This is a genomic window from Roseateles sp. GW835-FHT13E02, from assembly GCF_058794035.1.
In genome coordinates this window covers 1-25094 of record NZ_JBXAGJ010000012.1, presented here as the reverse complement: position 1 = coordinate 25094, position 25094 = coordinate 1, and the positions used below count along the sequence as shown (strand labels likewise).

General features: G+C 66.2%; 17 protein-coding genes. 9 read left to right on the top strand and 8 right to left on the bottom strand.

Annotated features, from left to right (window positions below; translation table 11 throughout):
- A complete protein-coding gene (locus AC1Q6P_RS13110; protein ID WP_492664423.1) occupies positions 1–2070 on the bottom strand; it encodes a ribonuclease catalytic domain-containing protein in 2070 nt (689 codons plus the stop codon).
- Between the two features lie 245 nt (positions 2071–2315).
- On the opposite strand from AC1Q6P_RS13110, the gene AC1Q6P_RS13105 reads away from it, so the two are divergent.
- Both AC1Q6P_RS13105 and AC1Q6P_RS13100 read left to right on the top strand, forming a co-directional pair.
- A complete protein-coding gene (locus AC1Q6P_RS13105; RefSeq protein ID WP_492664309.1) occupies positions 2316–4517 on the top strand; it encodes a prolyl oligopeptidase family serine peptidase in 2202 nt (733 codons plus the stop codon).
- Between the two features lie 271 nt (positions 4518–4788).
- Positions 4789–5622, top strand: coding sequence for a hypothetical protein (locus tag AC1Q6P_RS13100; protein WP_492664308.1), 834 nt, complete (start codon positions 4789–4791; stop codon positions 5620–5622).
- Positions 5623–5772: 150 nt separating this feature from the next.
- On the opposite strand, the gene AC1Q6P_RS13095 is transcribed toward AC1Q6P_RS13100, so the two are convergent.
- The gene (locus AC1Q6P_RS13095; protein WP_492664307.1) at positions 5773–6519 is read right to left on the bottom strand and encodes a helix-turn-helix domain-containing protein; all 747 of its coding nucleotides are present in this window, start codon (positions 6517–6519) and stop codon (positions 5773–5775) included.
- Between the two features lie 189 nt (positions 6520–6708).
- Between AC1Q6P_RS13095 and AC1Q6P_RS13090 the strand changes: the two genes are divergently transcribed.
- Positions 6709–7959, top strand: coding sequence for an amidohydrolase family protein (locus AC1Q6P_RS13090; protein ID WP_492664306.1), 1251 nt, complete (start codon positions 6709–6711; stop codon positions 7957–7959).
- A gap of 106 nt (positions 7960–8065) precedes the next feature.
- Complete coding sequence (locus AC1Q6P_RS13085; RefSeq protein WP_492664305.1) at positions 8066–9997, top strand: MFS transporter; 1932 nt, start codon at positions 8066–8068, stop codon at positions 9995–9997.
- Here AC1Q6P_RS13085 and AC1Q6P_RS13080 read toward each other — a convergent pair.
- The 6 genes from AC1Q6P_RS13080 to fabG all read right to left on the bottom strand — a co-directional run bounded on the left by AC1Q6P_RS13080 (position 9981) and on the right by fabG (position 15500).
- Positions 9981–11225, bottom strand: coding sequence for a hypothetical protein (locus AC1Q6P_RS13080; protein WP_492664304.1), 1245 nt, complete (start codon positions 11223–11225; stop codon positions 9981–9983). The two genes, AC1Q6P_RS13085 and AC1Q6P_RS13080, sit on opposite strands and share 17 nt — an antisense overlap.
- An 11-nt stretch (positions 11226–11236) precedes the next feature.
- Complete coding sequence (locus AC1Q6P_RS13075; protein WP_492664303.1) at positions 11237–11989, bottom strand: outer membrane lipoprotein-sorting protein; 753 nt, start codon at positions 11987–11989, stop codon at positions 11237–11239.
- A gap of 14 nt (positions 11990–12003) precedes the next feature.
- Positions 12004–13227 carry an ABC transporter permease gene (locus tag AC1Q6P_RS13070; protein WP_492664302.1) on the bottom strand — a complete coding sequence of 408 codons (1224 nt, stop codon included), beginning with the start codon at positions 13225–13227 and terminating at the stop codon, positions 12004–12006.
- On the bottom strand, positions 13224–13937 hold the full coding sequence (locus AC1Q6P_RS13065) for an ABC transporter ATP-binding protein (RefSeq protein ID WP_102767812.1): 714 nt from the start codon (positions 13935–13937) through the stop codon (positions 13224–13226). Before AC1Q6P_RS13065 ends, AC1Q6P_RS13070 begins: the two co-directional genes overlap by 4 nt.
- Positions 13934–14611, bottom strand: coding sequence for a hypothetical protein (locus tag AC1Q6P_RS13060; protein WP_492664301.1), 678 nt, complete (start codon positions 14609–14611; stop codon positions 13934–13936). Before AC1Q6P_RS13060 ends, AC1Q6P_RS13065 begins: the two co-directional genes overlap by 4 nt.
- A gap of 148 nt (positions 14612–14759) precedes the next feature.
- Positions 14760–15500, bottom strand: a complete 741-nt coding sequence (gene fabG, locus AC1Q6P_RS13055; RefSeq protein WP_492664300.1) for a 3-oxoacyl-[acyl-carrier-protein] reductase — start codon at positions 15498–15500, stop codon at positions 14760–14762.
- Between the two features lie 171 nt (positions 15501–15671).
- Here fabG and AC1Q6P_RS13050 point away from each other — a divergent pair, with 171 nt between their 5' ends.
- From AC1Q6P_RS13050 to AC1Q6P_RS13030, 5 genes are all read left to right on the top strand, one after another.
- Positions 15672–16178, top strand: a complete 507-nt coding sequence (locus AC1Q6P_RS13050) for a hypothetical protein (protein WP_171828896.1) — start codon at positions 15672–15674, stop codon at positions 16176–16178.
- 6 nt (positions 16179–16184) lie between these two features.
- Positions 16185–17129, top strand: coding sequence for a DUF2145 domain-containing protein (locus tag AC1Q6P_RS13045; RefSeq protein ID WP_492664299.1), 945 nt, complete (start codon positions 16185–16187; stop codon positions 17127–17129).
- A 581-nt stretch (positions 17130–17710) separates the two neighbouring features.
- The gene (locus AC1Q6P_RS13040) at positions 17711–19345 is read left to right on the top strand and encodes a glycoside hydrolase family 19 protein (protein WP_492703213.1); all 1635 of its coding nucleotides are present in this window, start codon (positions 17711–17713) and stop codon (positions 19343–19345) included.
- Between the two features lie 180 nt (positions 19346–19525).
- Positions 19526–22657 (top strand): chitinase C-terminal domain-containing protein, encoded by a 3132-nt coding sequence (locus AC1Q6P_RS13035; RefSeq protein ID WP_492664297.1) that lies wholly within the window; start codon positions 19526–19528, stop codon positions 22655–22657.
- 34 nt (positions 22658–22691) lie between these two features.
- Positions 22692–24734 carry a glycosyl hydrolase family 18 protein gene (locus AC1Q6P_RS13030; RefSeq protein WP_492664296.1) on the top strand — a complete coding sequence of 681 codons (2043 nt, stop codon included), beginning with the start codon at positions 22692–22694 and terminating at the stop codon, positions 24732–24734.
- Positions 24735–25094 lie beyond the last annotated feature (360 nt).

The following is a 25094-nucleotide window of genomic DNA, read 5'->3' as shown; positions in this document are numbered from 1 at the left end:
TCAGGTCGCTGCCGCCTCGGCAGACGTTCCGCCGCCCGTGCCGGGGCTGTCGCCCTCGCCCTCGCCGCTCATGTCCAGCGCCAGGGTCAGCGGCCCCGCGCCTTCCGCGGCCTCGTCGTCTTCGGACTCGGCGGCCGGGTCTTCGCCCGCGCCGGCGTCTTCGGCCTCCAGGCGCTCGATCAGGGTGGCGTGCACATCCAGTGTCATCTCATCGGTGCCGGTGATGCGCACCCGCACATGGGCGCCGCGCGGCAGCGGCTCGCAGCCCAGGGCCTTGAAGACCAGGGGCAGGGTGTCGGCGCGCACCAGGCCGTCCTTCATGACGGTGGCGGTCAGCTCGGTGATCTCGTTCTGCACCAGATAACGCAGGGTCCAGAAGCGCTCGATGCCGTTCTGGAAACCGTTGTAGGCGGTGTAGGCCGCGTCAAAGCCCGAGATGATGGAGAAGAGCTGCGCGTCCTTGGGCTTGAACGGTGCCACCAGGGCGGCCGTGCGGCCGTTCTTGGCGCAGGCAATGATCTGCCACTGGTTGACCAGGTCCACATAACGGCGCAGTGGCGAGGTGGCCCAGGTGTACTGCGCCACGCCCATGCCGGCGTGGGGCAGGGCCTTGGTGCCCATGCGCACCTTCACGCCCGGCGCCATGCTGGCCTGGCTGCGGTAAATGCCCGGCAGGCCCATGTCGTTGAGCCAGCCGCCCCAGGTGGAGTTGGCCAGGATCATGGCCTCGGCCACGATCAGGTCCAGCGGCGAGCCGCGTTGGCGGGTGCTGATGCTGACCACTTCGCTGCCATCGGGCTCGCGCTCGCCGTTCGAATCGAGGCGGAAGTTGTAGTCCGGCCGGTTGAAGTTCTCGGGCTTGCCGCGCACGATCTCGCGCTGTGCCTTCAGGTGGTTGGCCAGGCGGAAGGTGAAGGCCAGCTCGGGCGCAAAGGCGTAGTCGGCCGGTGCGGCGCCGGTCAAGGTGTCGGCGGTGATGACACCGTCCAGCTTGTCGTGGCGCAGATTGGCCTTGATGGGCACGCGCTCCAGCTTCGTCTCGCTGCCGGTCACGGCCAGTGTGGCCTCGTCCATGGTGACGTAGAGCGACACCGCCGGGCAGTCGCGCCCTTCGATCAGCGTGTAGGCCTGCACCACCTCGTCCGGCAGCATGGTCAGCTTCCAGCCGGGCATGTAGACGGTGGACAGGCGCTCGCGCGCCACCTTGTCCACGGCCGAGTCGGGCTGGAAGGCCAGGCCCGGCGCGGCGATGTGCACGCCGAAGACGATGGTGCCCGTGCCCAGACCCTGCACCGACAGCGCATCGTCGATTTCGGTGGTGGCCGAATCGTCGATCGAGAAGGCCTGCACCGGCGAGAGCGGCAGCTCGTCCTTGATCTCGGGCGCCTGCAGGGCCGGGAAACCCGTGCCCTTGGGGAACTGTTCGAACAGGAAGCGCTTCCAGTGGAACTGATAAGGGCTGGCGATGGCGCCGGCGCTCTTGAGCAGATCCAGCGGCGCCTTGTGCGAGCGGCGCGTGGCCTCGACCACGGCCTTGTACTCGGGGCCGTTCTTGTCGGGCTTGAACAGGATCTTGTAAATCTGATCGCGGATCGCGTCCGGGCAGCGGCCGGCGGCCAGCTCTTCGGCCCAGGCTTCGATCTGCAGCGCCTGCTGGCGCTTGCGTTCGATGCCCAGCAGGGCGGCCTTCACCACCTCTTCGGCCGCCTTCTTGAACTGGCCCTTGCCGGCGCGGCGGAAGTAATGCGGCGCTTCGAAGAGGCGGAACAGGGCGGCGGCCTGATGCGTCACCCCGGCCTTGGCGTCGAAGTAATCGCGTGCCAGATCGGCGAAGCTGAACTCGCTGTCGGGCGCGAACTCCCAGGCCAGGTCCAGGTCGATCTCCTGGGCCAGGCGCTGGCCTTCCGCGATCAGCTCCGCCGGGGCGGGCTTGTCGAACTTGAGCAGCACATTGGCTGCCTTCACTTTGACGCGCTTGCCCGACTCCAGTTCGATCTGCATCGAACTTTCGGCTTCGGACATGACACGGCCGGCGAGGAATTTTCCGGCTTCATCGAACAGGGCAAACATATGGGCGGCATTGTCGCTGATCAAAGCGACTCTCTCGGGCGCCTGGCCCTGACTCTCAGTTCGGCTCCGGTTCTACCCCGGTTCGGCTCTGCCGTGGGCTGATTAAGATGGCCCGTCGGTTGGATGCAGTGCAGGGGTCTGACCGTCAGTTTGCGCAGCGCTGGCCCACCGGCCGGCCAGTTTTTGGGGCAGGGTGCGCCACCGCGCGGCCGGCCTTTTTCAACTCTTGATTGAGCTCGCCCACCATGAACATCTCCCCCTCTCGCCTCGCCCTGGCTCTGAGCGCCAGCCTGCTGTGCACGCCGCTGTTCGCACAGACCGCCCCCAGTTCACCCTACCCCGCCACCCCGCTCAAACCCGTCACCGATGTCTATCACGGCACCGCTGTGGTCGACCCCTACCGCTGGATGGAGGAAAAGAACTCCGCCGAGTTCCAGACCTGGCTGCGCGCCCAGGCCGATTTCGCCAAGGCCAGCCTGGCCCAGCTGCCTGGCCGTGCCGCCTTGCGCGAGCGCCTGGGCCAGCTCTCTGACGCAGGCGAAAGCACCGGCAGCTACAAGCTCGTGGCCGGCCAGCTCTTCTATATGAAGCGCGCACCGGGCCAGAACCAGTCGCGGCTGTGGCTGCGCGCCGGGGTGGAGGGCGCCGAGCGCGAGCTGCTGGACCCGAACAACATCCCCGGCGAGCCGGGCAAGCATGCGATCGATTGGTACACGCCCTCGCCGGACGGCAAGCGCCTGGCCATCGGCCTGTCCAGCGGCGGCTCGGAGAACAGCGTGCTGCGCGTGCTCGATGTGGCCAGCGGCAAGTTCTTGAGCGAGGCCATCGCCCACACCGGCCTCAACCAATTCGGCGTGGCCTGGTTCAAGGACGGCAGCGGCTTCGCCTACAACCGCCACCCGGCCGAGGAGCGCTACAACAAGAGCGCCGTCTTCCTGCACAAGCTCGGCGCCGATCCGGCGCAAGACGCGCCCCTGTTCGGCTGGGAGGTGAACGCCCAGGAGAAGCACGCCCTGGCCGATCTGCCCTACGTCTATCTGAGCAAGGACTCGCGCTGGGCCCTGGCCGAGGTGCTGCATGGCGATGCGGTCGAGCGCTCCTACTGGGTGGCGCCGGCCGAGGACCTGCTCAAGAAGGGCGCGGCCACCCCCTGGCGCCGCATCATCCGCCCGGAAGACAAGGTCACGGAGGCCACCATCTCCGGCGACCAGATCTATGCCCTGAGCCAGAAAAAAGCCTCGCGCCGCGAGCTGCTGCAGCTGGACCTGCGCCTTCGCACCACGCTCTTCCGCCCCCTGCTGCCGGCCGGCGAGAGCGTGCTGCAGGACATCAAGCTGGCTGGCGATGCCGTCTACGTGAAGGCCCTGGATGCCGGCGTGAGCAAGCTCTGGCGGGTGGAGAAGAATAAGTCCAGCAAGGGCAAGAAGCCCGCCATCTCGACCGTGGCCCTGCCTTTTGAAGGCACGTTGCGCGAGATCAGCCCCTTGCCCGGCGGTGAGCTGCTGGTGCTGCACGAGGGCTGGACCCAGCCGCCGCAAAGCCTGGTCTTGACGAAGCCCGGCGCCGCTGACGCATCGGCGCGGCGCGTGAACCTGCAAAAGCCGGTGGCCGTGGATACCTCGGGCGTGCAGGCCGAGCGCGTCATGGTCAAGAGCCATGACGGCGTGATGGTGCCGCTGTCCATTCTGTCGTCGAAGAGCGCGCCGCGCGACGGCAAGCGCCCCACCATCCTCAGCGGCTACGGCGCCTACGGCATCACCCAGGAGCCCCGCTTCGGCGCCACCCGTCTGGCCTGGCTGGAGCGCGGCGGCGTCTCGGCCATCTGCCATGTGCGCGGCGGCGGTGAGCTGGGCGAAGACTGGCACCGCGGCGGCTACATCCTGACCAAGCAGAACACGGTCTCGGACTTCATCGCCTGCGCCGAGTACCTGATCGCGCACAAGTACGCCTCACCCGCCACCCTGGCTGGCACCGGCGGCAGCGCCGGCGGCATCACCATCGGCGGCGCCATCACCCAGCGGCCTGAGCTGTTTGCCGCAGCGCAGAGCGCGGTCAGCCTGTCCGACATGCTGCGCATGGAAACCACGCTCAACGGCGCGCCCAATATCGCCGAGTTCGGCACGGTGACCAACCCCGCGCATTTCAAGAGCATGTACGCGCTCAGCCCCGTGCACCGCGTGCGCGACGGCGTGAACTACCCGGCCGTCATCGTCACCACCGGCGCCAACGACCCCCGCGTCGAAGCCTGGATCCCCGCCAAGTTCGCCGCCCGCCTGCAAGCCGCCCAACCCGAGCGTTACGCCAGCAAGCCCGCGCTGCTGCGCGTGGACTTCGAAGGCGGCCACGGCATGGGCTCCGGCGTGTCGCAGCGCCTGGACGAAACGGCGGATGTGTGGAGCTTCTTCCTGTGGCAGTTTGGGGATGCGGGGTTTGCGCCGAAGAGGTGAGGGGCGGATGGAGGGGAGGGCGGGGCCGTACGAGCGGCGTGCCCGTCTTCATCTGAAGTTTTTGGAGATCGAGCCTCAGGCGAGGTTTAGATCGGGCGGGGGAAGTCCGCATTGCAGCGAAAGCGAACGATCAACGTCCGACTATGGGAAGCCGCGTTGGGCCAGGGGTAGTCTGTCGCGATGCCGACTTGCAGAGCGGATCAATTCGATTTTTGATAAATAATCGCTGTAAGTTAGTCCAAAGCCACTATTCGCAATATGGGAGACAAATATGGCAGAAGCTGATAACAAAAGCGTTCCAGAAAAGGTGCTTACCTGTGGGTTAATCATGCCTATCTCAGCGATCGATGGCCTGGGAGCTGATCATTGGACAGAAGTTAAGGCAATCATTCAAGACGCTGTCGACTGCATTGACAGTCCGAAGTTCGCAGCACGACTAGTGAGCGACTCAGACGATGTTGGAGTTATTCACAAACGTATTGTCCAAGGCGTTTACAACGCGGACATTGTCATTTGCGATGTAAGTGCGCGAAACCCAAATGTGATGTTCGAACTGGGCATGCGGCTAGCTTTCGATAAGCCCACAGTCATCATCAAGGATGACAAGACTGACTATGCATTCGACACGAGCATCATTGAGCATATTCCTTATCCAAGGGATCTTCGGTTCTCAAAGATTGTTGCCTTCAAGCGTCAATTGGCGGAAAAACTGTTGGCAACATATAAATTGGCTTCGTCAGATACTAATCACTCGACATTTTTGAAGAATTTCGGAACCTTCAAAGTAGCTGCATTGGACCAAAAGGTGGGATCCGGGGAGCAGGTGATGATGGAAATGCTGGCCGATATCCAGCAAGAGGTCACAAGTCTGCGTCGAACGAGCATAAATCGGTCCCGTCGTATAGGTGCTACAGACGAAGGCATCGGTCGAATCTTTGAAGAACTAGGGAAAATAAAGCAAGAGGATCCCGCTTTCGGTTTTGAAGTAACGGCTGAGCTCGAAAAGAGGCTTGAAAGGTCGCTGCCTGCCCCTGCGTTCTTTCCGGGCCCAAAGGATTTCAAGGACGCGCTTGAGCGGGCCTGTCGAACAATGAAGGGGGAATAAGCCGTTGGGCAATAGCTTTCGAGTCTCAATATTGCGGCTGCGAAGAATTGCTCCGGTTCGTTTGAGTGTGCTTGCGTTCAAAATGTGAATGCCTGCATCAATCCTTCTGCTGGTATTCATAGAGTTTCCGGCGCATGCGCGCACGGCCTCCTACCCCCGCCCCGCCCTCTGCAAATGCCTGAAATGCTCAAACAACCAGGAGCGCATGCCCATCACCAGGGTGTACTGCCGCTTCTCGGCCTCGGGCAGTTTCTGATCCAGCAGGTGCTGGCGAGCGAAATCGTGGGCCAGGCGTTGCAGGCGCTCGACCAGTTCGCGGGCCTTGGCCTGGCTGAGGCGGCCGTGGACCAGGCTGAGCAGCTCGGCCTCGCCGTCGAAGCCGCCTGAGAAGAAGTCGCCCGCCACTTCCTCGCGGAAGAAGTTCATCACCGGCCCGTGCGGGCGCCAGCGGAAGGTCTTGGCCACGCGCAGCTTGTAGCGGTTCAGGGGCTTGAGCTCGATGATGTCCAGCCGGTCCAGCTCGGCCAGGTGCAGGGTCACCTCGGCCTCGCTGAGGCGGTAGTGCTGGTGCATCTGCTCGGCCGTCCATTGGCTCAGGCAGCAGATGGCCACCAGCAGCAGCTTGGGGTCGGCCACCACGGCTTTTTCCTGCGCCAGGCTCAGCTCCATGCGCAGGGGCTGGCGTTCGCTGAGTGAGCGGCTCAGTTCGCCGAAATCGGTGTTCAGCACCCGGCAGATTTCATCGATCCGCGACAGCGGCATCTCGCCGCCGGGCGCAAACATTCGCTTGACGCTGGATTCCGACAGCTCCAGCTCGCGGGCCACATCGGCATAGCTCAGGCCCTGGCTCTTCAGCTCGGCCTTGATCACTTCGATCAGGGTTTGGGTGGTGGACATGCGGGGTGTGCTGCGAAGAAGAAAAAGTGTTGTGGCGCCAGGCGGGGCAGTAGCGCATGGTGCCACCGTCGGGGCCAGGTCTTGCCACCGAACGGCATTTTTCGCACGCCAGCGCCGCGCCGCCGCGAGCATCGCTTTCATTCCAAGCCCAACCGGGCGTCAGCCCAAGGAGACGGAATGAGACACGCGATGCACCACGATGCTGACTTTCAAACCACGCGGCGCCGCCATCTGCAATGCTGCGGCGCCGCCGCCGTGGCCGGCCTGTTCAGCAGCCTGGTGCGCCCGGCTCAGGCCGGCTATCTGCGCAACCCCTGCCGTGGCGCCTTGCCCGAGGCCCTTAGCCAGCATCCGGCCTTGCAGCAGCTCTGGCAAGACATCGACGCCCGCCAGCTCTGGGACGTGCACTGCCATCTGCTCGGCACCGGCGACGCCGGCAGCGGCTGCCGCATCCACCCGGCCATGCACCAGTGGTGGCACCCGGGCGAGAGCCTGCGCCGCCGCATCATCATGGACGGCGCCTGCGTGCCGGCCGATGCGCCCAGCGTGGATCGCGCCTACCTGCAGCGCCTGCGGGCGCTGACCGAAGATTTCCCCGAGGGCGCGCGCTGGATGCTCTATGCCTTTGACGAGGCCCACGACGAGCAGGGCCGGGCCCAGGCCGACTGGACCACCTTCCATGTGCCCGATGCCTATGCCCGCAGCGTGGCGCAGGCCGGCCCGCAGCGCTTCGCCTGGGTGGCCTCCATCCACCCTTACCGCGAGGATGGGCTGACCCGCCTGGACGCGGCCATCGCCGGCGGCGCCGTGGCCCTGAAATGGCTGCCCAGCAGCATGAACATCGATCTGCGCGACCGCCGCCTGCGCCCCTTTTACGAGCGTCTAGCCGCCGCCCGCCTGCCGCTGATCGTGCACTGTGGCGAAGAGAAAGCCGTGCCCGGCGCCGGCCGCGATGAGCTGGGCAACCCGCTGCTGCTGCGCCAGCCCTTGTCGCAAGGCGTGCGCGTGATCGCGGCGCATTGCGCCTCACTCGGCGACGCGCTGGATCTGGACCAGCCCCGGCCGCGCCTGCGCCCGGCATTTGATCTCTTCGCCCGCCTGATGGACGAGCCGGCCTGGAGCGGCCTGCTGCTTGGCGATGTTTCGGCCCTGTTCCAGTTCAACCGCCGGCCCGAGGTCTGGCGCAGCGTGCTGAGCCGGCCAGACTGGCACGGCCGCCTGCTCCATGGCTCGGACTACCCGCTGCCCGGCGTCGGCCCGCTGTACCGCCTGGGCAGCCTGGTGCGGGCGGGGCTGCTGGACGAAGCGCAGCAGCCTTTTTTGGAGCAGCTGCGCGAGCACAACCCGCTGCTGTTTGATCTCTTGCTCAAGCGCAGCCTGCGCTGGCAGGGGCGGGGCCTGGGCCTCGAGGTCTTTGCAACGCGCCGGCACTTCGCTTGAATGAGCCCGCTCTGGCTCGGCTAGAGTGCAGCGCACAAAGCCGAAGCTGGCGAGGCATCGCAGTAACGGCAAAAACAAGCATCATGTTCAGGAGAGGATGGACCCCATGACGCATCACGAATCGAGTGGCCAGTTCGCGCTCTTGGCGCAGCGCCGCTTCGCCCCGTTTTTCTGGACCCAATTCCTGGGCGCGGCGAACGACAACCTGTTCAAGTTCGCCTTCACCGTGCTGCTGACCTACCAGCTGCAGCTGACTTGGTTGAAGCCGGCCCAGGCCGGGCTGGTGATCGGCGCCTTGTTCATCTTGCCTTTTGTGCTGTTCTCGGCCACCAGCGGGCAGCTGGCCGACAAGCATGACAAGACGCGGCTGATCCAGTTCATCAAGAGCCTGGAGATCGCCATCATGGCGCTGGCGGCCTGGGGTTTTTACGCGACGAATGTCCCGGCGCTTTTGGTCTGCGTCTTCCTGCTGGGTCTGCATTCGACCCTGTTCGGCCCGGTCAAATACGCCTATCTGCCGCAGCAGCTGAACGAGCGCGAGCTGACCGGCGGCAATGGCATGGTGGAGATGGGCACTTTTGTGGCCATCCTGCTGGGCAATGTGGCCGGTGGCTTGCTGATTGCCCGGCCCGAGGTGGGCGCGCAGCAGGTCGCCATGGCTTGCCTGGGCCTGGCGGTGCTCGGGCGCTTGACGGCGCAAGCCATTCCAGCTTGCCCGGCGACCGACCCCGGCCTGGTGATCAACTGGAACCCGGTCAGCGAGACCTGGCGCAACCTCAAGCTGGCTGGTGAGCAGCTGGCGGTGTTCCGCTCGCTGCTGGGCATTTCCTGGATGTGGTTCTTCGGCGCCGTCTTCCTGGCCAACTTCCCGGCCTTTGCGAAAGAAGTGCTGCACGGCAATGAGCAGGTGGCTTCGCTGCTGCTGGTGGTGTTCTCGGTCGGCATCGGTGTGGGTTCGCTGCTGTGCGAGCTGTTCTCGCGCCGCCATGTCGAGATCGGCCTGGTGCCGGTGGGCGCCATCGGCATGAGCGTGTTTGCCATCGACCTGTACTTCGCCTCGCGCGGCCTGCCGGCGCCAGTGGTTGAATCGGCGGCGCTGAGCCTGGGCGACTTCCTGGCCCAGGCCGCGCATTGGCGCGTGCTGGCGGACCTGTGCCTGCTGGCGCTGTTTGCCGGCCTGTACAGCGTGCCCATGTACGCGCTGATCCAGCTGCGCGCGCAGCCCACCCACCGCGCCCGCATCATCGCGGCCAACAACATCCTCAACGCGCTGTTCATGATCGCCAGCTCGCTGCTGGCTGGTGCCTTGCTCGGCGCGGGCTTCAGCATTCCCGAGCTCTTCCTGGCCGTGGGTCTGGCCAATGCGGTGGTGGCGTTTTACATCTTTATGCTGGTGCCCGAGTACCTGCTGCGCTTTGTGGCCTTCGTCGCCTCGCGGCTGGTCTACCGCTTCCGCGTGCGCGGCGACGAGCACATTCCGGCGCGCGGCCCGGCCCTGCTGGTCTGCAACCATGTGTCCTTTGTCGACGCCGTGCTGCTGATGGCGGCCAGCCCGCGGCCGATCCGCTTTTTGATGGACCACCGCATCTTCCGCATCCCGGTGCTGGGCTGGTTGTTCCGCCTGGCCAAGGCCATCCCCGTGGCGCCGCAGAAGGAAGACCCGGCCACCTACGAGCGTGCTTTCGAGCTGGCGCGCGAGGTGCTGGACGAGGGCGAGCTGCTTTGCATCTTCCCCGAGGGCGGCATCACCCGCGACGGTACGCTGCAGCCCTTCAAGGGCGGGCTGATGAAGATCCTGGAAGGGCGCGAGCAGGTGCCCGTGGTGCCGCTGGCGCTGCAGAACCTCTGGGGCTCTTTCTTCTCGCGTGTGGAGCAGGGCCAGGCCATGGTGCGGCCCTTCCGCCGGGGCCTGTTCAGCCGCGTCGGCCTGCTGGCCGGGGCGCCGCTGGCGGCCCAGACAGTCAGCCCGGAGCTCTTGCGGGAGCGGGTGGGCGGCTTGCTGCGCAGCGGATGCCGATCGCTCAGAACGCCCAACTGATCGCGGCATAGCCCTGGCGGCGCTGGGGCAGTTGGGCCAGCACGGCGTCGGTCGGGCCGCCGTAGTGGCGCAGGCCGGCGTCCACGCGCAGGCGGTTGCCCTGCCAGGCCAGGGAGGCGGTCCAGATGCGGCCGCCGTCGGCCGGGTGGTAGAGGCAGTCCAGCGCGGGCGACCAGCCGTCCTCGCTCCATGAAAGCCGCAGGAAGACATTTGAGCGCTGCAGGCTGCTGCCGCTGCCAAAGGCTTGGGCCTGCCAGGCCAGGTTGGCGGCCAGGGCTTGAGGCGGCACCTCCGCGCCGGGCGGCAGGGCGCGCAGCTGCTGAGTGCGGCGCTGCCAGTCGCGCCAGTCCTGCGGGCTCAGGGCATTGCCATCCCACCAGGCTTCGGCCAGGAGGCTGAGGCGATTTTCACCGGTCCAGCTCAGGCCAAGCAAGGCCTGGGCATGGGAGGCGCGCAGGCCCTCGCGCCAGGGTGATTGGCGCTGCAGCAGGTTGCTGGCGTCGGGCTGATTCAGCAGCAGGGCGTGATCGCGCCGCGCCAGGCGCAAGGAGGCATGCAGTTCCAGGGAGTCCGTGGCCACCCAGGCCAGCGCCGCACCCAGGCTGGGCCCGCTGTGCTGGCCCCAGCGGGCGAAGCCGTGCAGGTCCAGGCTGCCCTGGCGCTGGTAGACGCGGCCGGCCAGGGCTTGCTCATCGCCGCGCCTGCCTTCTTGCTTGAGCGGATTGACCCAGACCAGCGACCAGGCGGTGTCGGCGTCAAAGTGCTCGGCAGCCAGCAGCGGGCGGCCGCGCACCTGGCTGGATAGCAGGGTGCGGCGCTCTTCCTGGGCCACCATGTCATTGGGGCGGAAGGCATAGCCCACGTCCCAGCTGAGCAGCTTGCGCCCGGCGCTGAGCTGCCAGGCGCCGAGGTCGGCGTTGGCATAGAGCTCGTTGAGGGTGGCGCTGCTGCTGCTTCGCTTCTCGTCGGCTTCGCCGCCCTGTTCCTGGCGCAGGGCCAGCGCGGCGTTCAGGCCGCGCCATTGGCCGCGCAGCTCCGCGTCCAGGCCCTGCGTTGAGCCCTGGGGGCCCGCCAGCGGCCCCTGCAGGTTGGCGCTGCGATGCTCGCTGCGCGCGCGCAGTTGGGCGCTCCAGTCCTGGGCCTGGGCCTGGGTGGGCGCGGCCAGCGACGCTGCGACGATTTGCAGAGAAAGGAGAAAAGGGTGACGTGGAAGCAGGCGCCCGAGCATCGGATTCCTCTTCATTCCAGGCTGGGATTGCGCGCCAGGAACATGGGGTTGAGCCAGTTCTCCGGCACGGTGCGCGGTGTGCGCGAGAGATAGCGGATGCGGGTTTCCTTTTTGTGGCTGAGCTGGTCCTGCAGCACCATTTCGTTGACTTGTTTGTGGCCAGCGTCCATGAGGAAGCGGGCCTGCTTGGCCAGCTTGTCCGATTGCACGTACAAGTCGGCCTTGATCGGCTCGTGGCGGGCCTTGTCCAGCCACAGCTCGATGCGCTGGTAGCTGACGCTGCTGCGCAGGGCCTGCAGGCTCAGGTGCAGGCAGGGGCGCTCGCCGCAGCGTGCCTCGCCGATCAGCTGGCCGCTGTAGTCTTCGGCCCAGGACAGGGTGGCGATGTCGCCGGTCGAGGCATCGCCGAGCAGCTTCTGCATCGGGGTGATGCGCATCGGGCGCTGGCTGCCGGGCATCAGCAGCCAGAAATCATCGCCCAGCATCAGCACCTTCTGGCCTTTCTCGGCCGGGCTTTGCATCAGCACCAGAGACTGGCGCTTGTTCTGCACAAAGACGGTGTAGCGGCGCTCTTTCTCGACGCTGCCATCGGCGGCATGCTGGGTGACCAGGGTCTCGAGCTGCAGTTTCTCGGCGCTGTTGGCGCCGCCGCTGCGGAACTGATCGGCGGTCTTGAGCAGGCTGGGCACATCCTGGGCGGCCGATGTGCCGGCCAGCAGCAGGGCAGCCAGGCCAAGAATGGGCGCAAGGGTGGCGTTCTTCATCGCGGGTGTGTTCCTCAGGTGTGGGCCAGGGCCTGGACCACGGGTTGATGCACGGTCTTGCGCGCCACCAGGGCCGAGGCCAGCATCACCAGCAGCAGCATGGCCAGGAGGGTGGCGGCGTAGACGCCAGGGTCGATGGCAATGCTCAGCGGATAGCCGTCCGAGCGCCCCGGCGGCGGCGGCATCTGCACCGGAAAGAGGTAGAGCAGCACGCTAACGCCCAGGGCTAGCAGCGCACCCAGGGCCGCGCCGCCGCCGCCGAGCACCATGCCCTCCAGTGCCAGGCTGCGCAGCAGCTGCCGGGGCAAGGTGCCCAGGGCGCGCAGGGTGCCGATCTCGCGGGTGCGTTCGATGATGGCCATGGCCATGGCATTGGTGACCACGAAGATCACGATCAGGAAGATGATCAGACCCAGGGCGCCGAAGATGCGGTCGTAGAGATCGCGCACGCTGCGGTAGAAAAAGGCCTGGGTCTCCCAGTTCTGCACCTCCAGCTCAGGGAACTGGGCGGCCACCCGCGCCTGCGCGCCCGGCACGGCCTCCATGCTGCGCAGGAACACGCCCAAGCTGCTGATGCGCGCCTTGTTCAGCAGCTTCTGTGCCGTCAGGACATCGGTGTAGACCAGGCGCTTGTCCATGTCCGGGATGCCGGTGGAGAACACGCCGCGCACCCGCACATCGAGGGCGTTGAGGGCGCCGTCGGCGGTGCTGGAGAGCAGGGTCAGGCTGCTGCCGGGCTCGGCCTTGAGGCTGCGCGCCAGGCCTTCGCCCAGCATCACCTCGGCGCTGGCCTGGGGGCTGCTGAGCAAGGCCTCGCCGGCCTTGATCTTCAGGAAGGGGCCTTTGATGGCGAACTCGCTGTCGGGGTCGATGCCCACGGCCATCATCACCGTCGACTTGTCGCCGTTGCTGATCAAGCCGCTGAAGTCCACGCGCGGCAGCACCTGGCGCACCTCGGGGGCGGCCAGCAGCCGGGCGCGCAGCTCATCGGCCTGGTCCAGGCCGTGCTGCAGCGGGGTGTCTTCGTCTTTGTGGAACTGATCGGGCTTGGCCAGGATCAGGTGGCCGCTGCTGCGGGCCGCCATCTGGGCCAGACCCTGGTAGGTTGACAGGGCGAAGCCGCTGGCCAGCAGGATGGCGGCGGTGCCCAGGGCGGCGATGGACACCGTCACCCAGGAGCGGCGGCGGTTGCGCCGCGCGTTCTGCCAGGCAAATTTCAGCCAGGGAAAGTGGTTCATGCGGCGGCTCCGAGAGGCAGGCTGGTTTCATGGGGGCTGATGCGGCCGTCGAGCAGGGCGATCACCCGGTCGCAGCGGCAGGTCAGGCGGCTGTCGTGGGTGGCGATCAAGAAGGCGGCGCCCTGCCGATGCGCCAGCTCGCGCATCAGGCTGAGCACCTGATCGGCGGTGCCGGAGTCCAGGCTGGCGGTCGGCTCGTCGGCAATCACCAGGCGGGGCCGCTTCACCAGGGCGCGGGCGATGGCCACGCGCTGGCGCTGACCGCCGGACAGGGCATCGGGCCGATGTGCGGCGTGCTCCAGCAGGCCGACCGATTGCAGTGCCTCGCGCACCCGCTGCTGCCGTTCGGCCCAGGGCAGGCCGGCCAGGAACAGGGGGTAGTCCACGTTCTCGGCCACGCTCATCACTGGCACCAGATTGAAGTTCTGGAAGATGAAGCCGATGGCATCGCGGCGCAGCAGGGTGGCGCCGGTTTCATCGCGGGCGTCGACCGGCCGGCCTTGCAGCAGGATCTCGCCCCGATCGGCGGCATCGATCAGGCCGCACAGATTGAGGATGGTGGACTTGCCGCTGCCCGAAGGGCCGGTCAGGGCCAGCAACTCGCCCTCGCGCAGCTGCAGGTCCACCCCTTGCAGGGCAGGCACGATGTGCTCGCCCAGGCGGTAGGTCTTGTGCACCGCCCGCATCTCCATGACCACGGGCTGGCTCATGACTGCAGGGCCTTCAGCTTGGCCTGGGCCTTGCTGGCCTGTGGGGCGCCATGCTCCTGCACCAGCTGGTAGAACTTGCGGGCCTCGTCGCGGCGCTCGCCCTGCTCGGCCGCGCTGCCTGCCTGCATCCAGACCGTGGCGCGGAAGGCCAAAGGCGTTTGTGTGAACTGCGGGTGGTTCAGCACCTCCTGCAGCAGCTTGTTGCCGCGCGGGCCGCGGTTGAAGAAACCGGGCAGGGCCAGAAAGGTGCTGGCGGCGGTGAAGCGGGTGTCCAGGGCGATGGGGATCTGGCCGGCCGCGGCGGCGTCGTGCGTGCTGTTGAGCAGGGCCAGGGCCTTGTCCAGATAGGCCAGGCCTTCTTCGGCATGGCTCATCTTCTTCCAGGGCAGCATCGTGGTGGTGGCGCGCAGCGAGGTCGCCGCGCCCAGCTTGGCCATGAGCGAGGGGTTGCCGGGCTCGGCGCGGAGCAGGGCGGTGTAGGCTTCGACCGCCTTCTCGATGGCCGCACTGTCGCCCTGGGTGGCCGCCAGGAACAGCTGCTGGGCCTGGGCGAGTGCCTGTGGCGCTTCGCTGGCGGCCTGGCTCAGGCTCAGCGTGGACGCCAGGCTCAGGCTCAGCAGGGCCTGCACGACCAGGCGATGGCGACGGCGGGCGGGGGCGTGGTGGGGCTTCATCCGGGGGCTCCTCGGTGCGTTGGACTTGATGGACTCAAGCCCGCACCTTAGAAGCCCCCTTCATGCCGCGCATCGGCTTTGCGACTCGCGGTCGCCAGGCGGCGCGAACGGTGGGCCTTGCGGCGTGAAATGCGCCTGCCGCAGCGCCTCAGACCGTCATGCCGCCCGACACCTCGATCACGGCGCCGTTGATGTAGCTCGCGTCCTCGCTGGCCAGAAAGGCGTAGACGCTGGCGATCTCTTCGGGCTTGCCCAGGCGCTTGAGCGGCACATGGGCCTGCATTTCGGTGATCACCTTCTCGGGGATGGTGGCCAAGATCGGCGTTTCGATGAAGCCCGGCGCCACCGCGTTGACGCGCACGCCCTTGGGCCCCAGCTCGCGCGACCAGGTCTTGGTGAAGCCGATCACACCGAACTTGGCCGCCGCGTAATTGGTCTGGCCGAAATTGCCGTAGAGGCCGACCACCGAGCTGGCGTTCAGGATGACGCCGGCGCCCTGCGCCACCATGGTGTCGGCCACGGCCTGGGCGCAGTGGAAGACGCCGCGCAGATTGACGTCGATGACGGCATCGAACTGCTCCAGGCTCATCTTCTGCAGCCGCGCATCGCGGGTGATGCCGGCGTTGTTGACCAGCACATCGATGCGGCCGTAACGCGCCAGCACCTCGGCCACCACCGAGTCCACCTGGGCACGGTCGGTGACATTGAGCACCAGGCCCAGGCTCTCGGCGCCGAGCGCGCGGCATTGCGCCGCGGCGGCATCCACCGCCTCGGGCTTGATGTCGCCACAGATGACGATGGCGCCCTCCTGGGCAAAGCGCAGGGCGGTGGCCAGGCCGATGCCTTGGGCGGCGCCGGTGATGAGACAAACCTTATTTTTCAGCTTCATGGTGAACGTGGGGTCGCGGTGGGCGGAGATGAAAAAGAGATGAAGGGGAGATGAAGAATCGGGATGAAACAGGAAGAAAAATCGGTACGCGGCGCACAGTCTAGAGCCCGGCCGCGCCTCGGCCTGCCGCTAACATCGCGCGATCTTTGGTTTCACAGCGGACGGTGTTTCATGCAAGCCTTCGTGTCTCGTTTCCTGAATCGCACAGCGCTCTCGACCGCGCTGGCCTTGTGCGCGGCCGGCGGCCTGGCGCCCGTGCAGGCGGCTGGCCTGTCGGCCTCCTCGGCGTCCGAGAGCATCGGCACCTCGATCGGCAGCCTGTCCACCTCGGTGCAGCAGTCCAGTGCCAGCTCGACCGGTGACAAGCGCGTGGCCGCTGGCGAGTACCGGCTCATCGAGCTGGCCGCGGCCCCCGGCCGACCCGGCCAGCTGCGCCTGACCCTGCAGGCCAAGGCCGAATCCGCCGGGGCCGCGGCCGAGACGCCGGCCGACACCTTCCACCTTTTCCTGCCTCAGGCTGCCTTGAACGCAGCCCGCCTGCAGCCCGGAGATTCGATCCAGGCCCGTGCCAAGCCCTATGGTCTGGAGTTTGTCGAGGTGCGCAGCCAGCAGGCCTTCTTCCTGGTGCTGGAAGACGAGATCTACCGCGAGCTTCCTTCGCGGCCACTGAGCCTCTGATCACCCATGGCCTACCTGCGCCGCGCGTGGGGCGTGGCTGCGATGGCCTTGGGTTTGAGCGCATCGGGCGGGGCCTGCCATGCCGATGTGCTGCGCTACTGCGCCGGCAACCAGGCCATGAGCGTGGCGCAGCAGGACCGCCTGCTGCGCTTCAGTGCGGTGGTCAAGCAGCAGTTGGAGGCCTCGGGGCATGCCCTGGCCCTGGTGGCTCGCGCCGGGCTGGACTTGCAGCGCTTCGGGCTGCGCTATTCGCACGCCGGCATCAGCCTGCGGGACAGTCCCAACACCCCCTGGTCGGTGCGGCAGCTGTATTTTTCCTGCGAGGAAGGGCGGCCCCGCCTGTTCGATCAAGGCCTGGCCGGTTTTCTGCTCGGTTCGCTGACGCCGGATCTCAGCGTCATCTCCTTGCTCTTGCTGCCTCCCGAGGCGGAGCGGGCCGTGCTGGCCTGGGCCGGCGATGAAGGCCGAGCGCTACAGCTGCTGGCGCCGCACTACAGCGCCAATGCTTACGCTTTCGGACTCGATTACCAGAATTGCAATCAATGGCTGGTGGAACTGCTGGCCACCAGCTGGGGCGGGCTGCAGCCCGCGTTTGACGCCGTACCTGGGCGTTATGAGCCGAGCTTGCGCGCGCAGGCCCAGGCTTGGCTGCAGGCGCAGGACTATCAACCGACGCGCATCGATCTGGGCTGGCGGCCCTTGCTCTGGGCCACGGCCTTGACCCCCTGGTTGCATCGCGACGACCACCCGGCTGAAGACCTGGCAGCGCTGCGCATGCGGGTCAGCATGCCCGAATCCATCGAACAGTTCGTGCGCCAGCGCTGGCCCGAAGCGCGCCGCATCGAACTCTGTCTGCGCGGTCAGGACTTGGTGTTGCGCCAGGGCTGGCAAGCCCTGCCGGCGGATTGCGCGCCCTCGGCGGCAGACCAAGAGTTCAGCCTGGGCGGCTGATGCCTCTTCGCGCCCGAGGCGCGGGCCCTGCGGGAGCAGGGCGGTGAAGCAGGCGGTCCCGGCGGCCGCTTGAATGGCGCGTTTGTGAGCAGCTGTGTCGAGATGTCTCTGCCGGCGCCTTGCGGGACCGCGTGGCGGGCGGTGGCGATTTGGCTGAACGGCCTTGGTGTTCAGCGGCTTTGGCAAGGCTCCGCCCCTCCCCGGTCGCTAGGCGATCTGGACTTCTTTTGGTATTGCTGTTTACACGAAGTTTCGGTCTAGCTAGGTGTTTTCATCTATGTTTTGCGACAAACTGGTATCTAAAGTAAATACCACTGATGGGCCGGAGACTTGTTCTGGTCTTGAAGCGGTTGCCTTGGATGCCAGTGGCTCTGGGGCTTGAATCACACCGGCGCTGCAGCCTTCTGGCGCGTGAGAGATGGGAGTTGTTCATGAACCGAAGTCCTGAAATCGCCACCCAACTGGCATGCGGCAGAGAGCGCCTCACCGGAGCGCGCGAGGTTTCCATGAATCGACCGTTCGGCCTACTGTCAGGCCTTACAGGTCGTCATCCCGGCGTCATCGTCTGGACGGCTCGGGCCGTGTCGGCCCTGCTGCTGGCGGCGGCCGCACCGGCCTGGGCGGTCAACTGCAGCACGCTGCCGGTCTGGGCCGCAAGCACGGCCTACACCGCGGGCAAGCAGGTGCAGGAGGCCGGCAAGGCCTACTCGGCCAACTGGTGGACGCAAGGCCAGGCGCCGGCCAGCAACTCGGGCAGCTGGGGTGTGTGGAAGCCACTCGGCGCCTGTGACGGCGGTGGTGGTGGCACGGGCGGCAACAAGGCGCCGGTGGCCAACTTCAACTCGGTGGTGGATCGCCTGACCGTCAGTTTCGACGGCAGCGGCTCCAGCGATGCCGATGGCACGGTGGCCAGCTGGCGCTGGGACTTTGGCGATGGCACCAGCGGCACGGGCGCCAAGATCAGCCATGCCTACGCCAAGACTGGCACCTACCCGGTCACGCTGACGGTCACTGATGACAAGGGCGCCACCGGCAGCAAGGCCTTGAGTGTGAGCCTGGTTTCCGTGGTCAAGGACCCGGTGACCGGGAAATACATCTTGCGTCAGGCCGATGTGCAGGCCAGTGAAGCGCGCCTGACCGGCACCCCGCTGTTCGCCTCGGTCAAGGCCTCGGTGGCGACACGGGACAACGCGGTGGTCACGGCGGTCAAACCCGGTGCGGCCAGCAACCCCGAGAACGTCAAGCGCGTTGAGCGCATCTTGCCGGCCAGCCAATGGGAATTCCTCTTCCCCCTGCGCCACCCGAGCTACACCTACACCGGCCTGTTGCAGGCCGTGGCCAAGTTCTCGGGCGTGTGCAGCAGCTACAGCGATGGCCGGGATGCCGATGCCATCTGCCGCAAGACCCTGGCCACCATGTTTGCCCACTTCACCCAGGAGACCGGCGCGCATGACCGCAACAACGCCATCCCGGAGTGGCGCCAGGCCCTGTACTTTGTGCGCGAGTCGGGTTGCAGCGAGGACAGTTACGGCTGCCCCTACAACAACGAATGCCTGCCCAGCACCTGGCAGGGTCAGGTCTGGCCTTGCGGCAAGGATGCGCAAGGTCGCTACAAGCAGTATTTCGGCCGCGGTGCCAAGCAGCTGTCCTACAGCTTCAACTACGGGCCCTTCTCCGACGCCATGTTCGGTGATGTGAAGGTGCTGCTGAACAACCCCGAGCAGGTGGCCGACACCTGGTTGAACCTGGCCTCGGCGGTGTTCTTCTTCGTCTACCCCGCCTCGCCCAAGCCCAGCATGCTGCATGTGGTGGACGGCAGCTGGAAGCCCAATGCGACCGACACGGCCCAGGGCATCAAGCCCGGCTTCGGTGCCACCACCAATGTGATCAACGGCGGCATCGAATGCGGTCAGATCACCGAGAAGCCGCAGTCGGTCAACCGCATCGCCTACTACCGGCAGCATGCCGCCTCGCTCGGCGTGCCCATCGCGGCCAATGAGGAACTGGGCTGCGCGACCCAGAAACCCTTTGTGGTCGGCGGCGCCGGCGCCCTGGACATCTACTGGGACCAGGACTGGGCCTACTACCCCGACATGCCCGAGGGCAAGGCCTTTGCCTGCAAGCTGGTCGGCTACCAGACCGCCCACTTCGCCCTCAAGGCAGGCGACTACCAGCGCTGCGTCGAGAAGTACTTCGATGTGGTGATCAAGCCATGAGTCCTCACTGAGAACCCCGGCGGGCCGGACGCGTCGCTCCGAGCCCGTTTTCCCCCAAAGCCGTTTGTACAGCCCTCGTTTCAGCGAGGGGTGGGGCGGCTGCATTCCGCGACGCAAACCGCCCAGCCCAGCGCCCTGAGCGCTGCCAAGAACCTAGCCTGAGACAAGCAAGGACTTCCCATGAAACATGCACTTCCCAGCCTGAGCGTGCTGGTGGCCGCCATGGCCGCCAGCCCCGCTTTGGCCTACAACTGCACCGGTGTGAATGAGTGGTCGGCCACGGCCGTCTACACATCGGGCGGCAAGGCCAAACAGAACAACAAGGCCTACCAAGCCAAGTGGTGGACCCAGGGCAACAGCCCGGCCACCAACTCGGGCCAGTGGGATGTCTGGAAGCCTCTGGGCGACTGTGACGGCGTCGTCAATCAGCCGCCGGTGGCAGCGTTCACCTCCAGCATCAACGGCCTGGCCGTCAGCGTCAACGGCAGCGGTTCGACCGATGCCGATGGTCGCGTGGTCAGCTACGCATGGACCTTTGGTGATGGCGGCACGGCCACCGGCGCCACCGCCAGCCGCAGCTATGCCGCAGCCGGCACCTACACCATCACCTTGACGGTGACCGACGACAAGGGCGCCACCAGCAGCAAGAGCAGCCAGGTGACCGTGGGCACGGTGGTCAACCAGCCGCCCGTGGCCGCCTTCACCAGCACGGCCAATGGCCTGACGCTGAGCGTCAACGGCAGCGGCTCCAGCGACCCCGACGGCACGATCGCCAGCTACGCCTGGAATTTCGGCGATGGCGGCACTGCCACCGGTGCCACCGCCAGCCGCACGTATGCGGCCGCCGGCAGCTACAACGTCAGCCTGACCGTCACCGACAACAAGGGCGCCACCAACACCAAGACCCAAGCCGTCACCGTGACCGGCGGCTCGGTCAACAAGCCGCCCACCGTGGCCCTGACGGCGCCCAGCGCCGGTGCCACGCCGGGCGCCGGTGACAGCGTAACCCTGAGCGCCAATGCCGCCGACAGCGACGGCACGGTCGCCAAGGTGGCTTTCTATGTCAACGGCGCCTTGGTGTCCGAGGACAGCACGGCGCCCTACAGCGTGGCCTGGACGGCGCGTGCCGGAGTGGCCGATATCGTGGCCCGCGCCACCGACGACAAGGGTGCCAGCAGCGACAGCCCGGCCGTGCGCATCACCGTCAGCGGCACCTCCACGGGCGATGAGCGTTGCCGCCCCGAAGGCCTGCTGACCACGCCGGGCACGACGCCGGCCTACTGCAAGGTCTACGACGAGCAGGGTCGCGAAAAGATGGGTGCGGACAAGCCGCGCCGCATCATCGGTTATTTCACCAGCTGGCGCACCGGCAAGAACGGCCAGCCCGCCTACCTGGCCAGCAACATCCCTTGGGCGCAGCTGACCCACATCAACTACGCCTTCGCGCATGTGGACGGCGCCAACAAGCTCTCGGTCGGCAATGTCAACGACCCGAACAACCCGGCCACCGGCATCACCTGGCCCGGTGTGGCAGGTGCCGAGATGGATCCGGCCTTCAGCTACAAGGGGCACTTCAACCTGCTGAGCAAGTACAAAAAGCAGTTCCCGCAGGTCAAGACCCTGGTGTCGGTCGGCGGCTGGGCCGAGACCGGCGGCTACTTTGACGACAGCGGCAAGCGCGTGGCCAGCGGTGGCTTCTACACCATGACCACCAATGCCGACGGCAGCGCCAACACGGCCGGCATCAATGCCTTTGCCGACTCGGCCGTGGCCTTCCTGCGCCAGTACGGCTTTGACGGCGTGGACATCGACTACGAGTACGCCACCAGCATGAAGGATGCCGGCAACCCGGATGACTTCGCCATCTCCAACGCACGCCGTGGAAGCCTGGTGAAGAACTATGTGGTGCTGATGCAGACCCTGCGCGCTCGTCTGGACGCAGCCGGTCAGGCCGACAACCGCCATTACATGCTGACGGTGGCAGCCCCGGCCTCGGGCTATCTGCTGCGCGGCATGGAGAACTACCAGGTCACCCAGTACCTGGATTACGTCAACATCATGAGTTATGACCTCCATGGTGCCTGGAACCAGTTTGTCGGCCCCAATGCCGCGCTCTATGACGATGGCAAGGACAAGGAGCTGGAGGCCTGGAACTACTACACGGCAGCGCAGTACGGCCGCATCGGCTATCTGAACACCGACTGGGCCTACCACTACTTCCGCGGTGCCTTGCCGGCCGGCCGCATCAACATCGGCGTGCCGTATTACACCCGCGGTTGGAAGGACGTGACGGGCGGTACCAATGGTCTTTGGGGCACGGCGGCGCAGACCGACCAGACCAAGTGCCCGCCGGGAACCGGCGGTGGCACGGTGCAGAAGTGCGGTGCAGGCGCCATTGGCATCGACAACCTCTGGCATGACCTGGACGTGTCCAACAAGGAAGTGCCGGCCGGTTCCAACCCCATGTGGCACGCCATGAACCTGGCCGCTGGCAAGCCCGGCAGCTATCTGGCCGCCTACGGTCTGAACCCGGCCACCAACCCGGCCGATCAGCTGACCGGCAGCTACACCCGCTTCTACGACGGTACCCTGGTCGCCCCGTGGCTGTGGAATGCCCAGAAACGGGTCTTCCTCTCCACCGAGGACGAGCAGAGCATCGGTGTGAAGGCGCAGTACGTGGCGGACCGCGGCATCGGTGGTGTGATGTTCTGGGAACTGGCCGGCGACTATGCCTACGACAACGCCAAGGCCGAGTACTTCATGGGCAGCACCCTGACTCAGGCGCTGTACAACAAGTTCAAGACGGCCGCGCCCTACGGCAACCGCCTGAGCGCCACGGCCCTGCCGACCGAGAGCCTGGACATCCGCTTCAGCATCGCTGGCTTCGCCCTGGGTGACGCCAACTACCCGATCAATCCCAAGCTGACCCTGACCAACAACAGCACGCAGACCCTGCCGGGCGGCACCGACTTCAGCTTCGATGTGCCCACCGCCATTCCTGCCACGTTGACGGATCAGAGCGGCTTCGGCCTGAAGATCGTGCAGAGCGGTGCCAACCCGTCCGGTAACAACATCGGCGGCCTGAAGAACGACGTGCACCGCGCTGCCTTCAAGCTGCCGACCTGGCAGACCCTGGCCCCGGGTCAGAGCGTCACCATCGCCCTGAACTACTACCTGCCCATGCCCATGCCGAGCAACTGGGTGGTCAGCTTCGGTGGCAAGTCCTACAGCCTCAAGCAAGAGGCACGGCGTGCGGACCTGAGCGCCGCCGCCCTGGCCAAGGCCGCTGCCGCCAAGGCCGCAGGCAAGTGAATGCTAGCAACCCCTCTCAACGGAGCATGAAGATATGAGACTGCAACAAACAATGATCCCGGCCGCCCTGGCCCTGGCCTTCGGGCTGGCCAGCCCCTTGGCCATGGCTTACAACTGCACCGGCGTCGCCGAGTGGAGCGCCCAGTCGGTCTACACGAGCGGCAAGGTCGTGCAGCAGGCGAGCAAGGCCTTCTCGGCCAAGTGGTGGACGCAGGGCAACAGCCCGGCCACGAACTCGGGCCAGTGGGATGTCTGGAAGCCGCTCGGTGATTGCGACGGCGGCAATAACGACGTGACCCCGCCGACCGTGCCCTCGGGCCTGACGGCCAGCGGCCAGACCACCAGCAGCATCGTGCTGAACTGGAGCGCCTCAACCGACGCCGGCAGTGGCGTGGCCGGCTACGACGTCTATCGCGGTGGCAATCTGGTGGCTTCGCCCACGGCCACCAGCCACACCGACACCGGTCTGGCGGCCGGCACGGCCTACAGCTACACCGTGCGGGCCCGCGACAAGGCAGGCAATGCCTCGGCCCAGAGTGCCGCCTTGATGACGAGCACGGCCAGCGGTGTTTGCGCTGCGGCACCGGCGGTGCCGACCGGCCTGGCGTCGCCGAGCCAGACCAGCAACAGCGTCAACTTGAGCTGGTCGCCGGTGGCTGCCGGCCCGAATTGCACGGTGCAGTACCGCGTGCTGCAAGGCAGCAGCCAGGCCGCCCAGGTGGCCAACCCCAATGCCAGCGTGACCGGCCTGGCCGCGGATACGTCCTACAGCTTCAGCGTGGTGGCCTTCAACCAGGCGGGCGCTTCGGCCGCGTCGCCGGCTATCTCGGTGCGCACCGCCAAGCCTGACACCAACACCGGTGCCAAGAACGTGGTGGGCTACTTTGCGCAATGGGGCATCTATGGCCGCAACTTCCTGGTCAAGGACATCGACAAGGGCGGCACCGCTTCGCGCCTGACGCACATCAACTATGCCTTCGGCAATGTGCGCAACAACAAGTGCGAGGTCGGCCTGACCGTGCCGGTGAACGAGAGCACCGGCGTGGGCGGCGACGCGTTTGCGGACTACACCAAGTCCTTCCAGGGCTATCAGAGCGTGGACGGCGTGGGCGACACCTGGGACCAGAAGCTGCGTGGCAACTGGAACCAGCTGAAGAAGCTCAAGGCCAAGTACCCCAAGCTCAAGGTGCTGATCTCGCTGGGCGGCTGGACCTACTCGCGCGGCTTCTCCAGCGCATCACGCCCGGAGAACCGTGTCGCCTTCGTCAAGTCCTGCATCGACGCCTACATCAAGGGTGATCTGCCGGTGACCGAGAACGCGGGCGGCCCAGGCGCGGCCGCTGGCGTCTTCGACGGCATTGACCTGGATTGGGAATACCCCGTGGCCTGCGGTCTGGCCTGCGGCAAGCCCGAAGACAAGGAGAACTTCAACGGTCTGGTGGCGGAGTTCCGCAAGCAGCTCGATGCGGTTCGCCCCGGTCTGCTGCTGACCATGGCGGCCCCGGCCGGCATTGACAAGATCCGCGAGTACCAGCCTGAGGTGGCGCAGAACTCGCTGGACTTCATCAATGTGATGACCTACGACTTCCACGGCGGCTGGGAAACCACGACCAACTTCCACACTCCGCTGTATGGCTCGCCCAAGGACCCGTCCACCGGTGATGCCCGGGTCTACAACACCGCGGATGCCATCCAGGCCTATCTGGACCGCGGCGTGCAGCCCAAGAAGTTGAACCTGGGCATCGGCTTCTACGGCCGGGGCTGGACCAATGTGCCCAATGTCAACAACGGGCTCTACCAGAGCGGCGCGATCCCGGCGCCGGCCACCTACGAGAAGGGTAACGAGGACTACAAGGTGCTCAAGACCTTGAACTACCCGAGCTATGTGGACCCGGTGACCCGTGCTCAGTGGATCTTCAATGGCACCACCTTCTGGAGCTTCGACACGCCGGTGCAGATCAACGAAAAGATGATCTACCTGAAGAACAAGAACCTCGGCGGTGCCTTCTTCTGGGAGTTCAGCGGTGACGATGCCAACGCCACCTTGCTCAAGGCCATCAGCGATGGTCTGAAGTAAGCAAACCCCTGCTCAGGGATCTCAAGGCGACCCAACAATCCGGAGGCGGAGGAAGGGCCGGGGGCAGTGATTCACTCCTCGGTCACTGCCCCCACAAAGCCCTCAGCTGTTTCCGGACTTGAGGTCGGTCTCATCAAGAAGGCCAGCGTTCGCGCTGGCCTTTTCTGTTTGTTCGCGGTGGGCGTGTGGGGGCAGTCGGCACGAAGCAGCCTTTGGTGGTTTTGCTCGTGAGGCCCTGCAGCCCGTGCCGCCGCCGGGCTCATGGTTCCGGGGTCGGCCCTGCCGGGCCGACTTCCCTGCGCTGCTCGCGCCTCGGGGCTGGCGCATAACTCACTTCGCTCACTCCGGTCGCTTCGTTCA

Bases quoted from the DNA above. Each gene is read 5' to 3' on its own strand.
- AC1Q6P_RS13065 (WP_102767812.1), bottom strand. From the start codon at position 13,937: ATGAGCCAGCCCGTGGTCATGGAGATGCGGGCGGTGCACAAGACCTAC.
- AC1Q6P_RS13105 (WP_492664309.1), top strand. From the start codon at position 2,316: ATGAACATCTCCCCCTCTCGCCTCGCCCTGGCTCTGAGCGCCAGCCTG.
- AC1Q6P_RS13095 (WP_492664307.1), bottom strand. From the start codon at position 6,519: ATGTCCACCACCCAAACCCTGATCGAAGTGATCAAGGCCGAGCTGAAG.
- AC1Q6P_RS13110 (WP_492664423.1), bottom strand. From the start codon at position 2,070: ATGTTTGCCCTGTTCGATGAAGCCGGAAAATTCCTCGCCGGCCGTGTC.
- AC1Q6P_RS13085 (WP_492664305.1), top strand. From the start codon at position 8,066: ATGACGCATCACGAATCGAGTGGCCAGTTCGCGCTCTTGGCGCAGCGC.
- AC1Q6P_RS13100 (WP_492664308.1), top strand. From the start codon at position 4,789: ATGGCAGAAGCTGATAACAAAAGCGTTCCAGAAAAGGTGCTTACCTGT.
- AC1Q6P_RS13080 (WP_492664304.1), bottom strand. From the start codon at position 11,225: ATGCTCGGGCGCCTGCTTCCACGTCACCCTTTTCTCCTTTCTCTGCAA.
- AC1Q6P_RS13050 (WP_171828896.1), top strand. From the start codon at position 15,672: ATGCAAGCCTTCGTGTCTCGTTTCCTGAATCGCACAGCGCTCTCGACC.
- AC1Q6P_RS13045 (WP_492664299.1), top strand. From the start codon at position 16,185: ATGGCCTACCTGCGCCGCGCGTGGGGCGTGGCTGCGATGGCCTTGGGT.
- AC1Q6P_RS13060 (WP_492664301.1), bottom strand. From the start codon at position 14,611: ATGAAGCCCCACCACGCCCCCGCCCGCCGTCGCCATCGCCTGGTCGTG.
- AC1Q6P_RS13035 (WP_492664297.1), top strand. From the start codon at position 19,526: ATGAAACATGCACTTCCCAGCCTGAGCGTGCTGGTGGCCGCCATGGCC.
- fabG (WP_492664300.1), bottom strand. From the start codon at position 15,500: ATGAAGCTGAAAAATAAGGTTTGTCTCATCACCGGCGCCGCCCAAGGC.
- AC1Q6P_RS13070 (WP_492664302.1), bottom strand. From the start codon at position 13,227: ATGAACCACTTTCCCTGGCTGAAATTTGCCTGGCAGAACGCGCGGCGC.
- AC1Q6P_RS13090 (WP_492664306.1), top strand. From the start codon at position 6,709: ATGCACCACGATGCTGACTTTCAAACCACGCGGCGCCGCCATCTGCAA.
- AC1Q6P_RS13075 (WP_492664303.1), bottom strand. From the start codon at position 11,989: ATGAAGAACGCCACCCTTGCGCCCATTCTTGGCCTGGCTGCCCTGCTG.
- AC1Q6P_RS13030 (WP_492664296.1), top strand. From the start codon at position 22,692: ATGAGACTGCAACAAACAATGATCCCGGCCGCCCTGGCCCTGGCCTTC.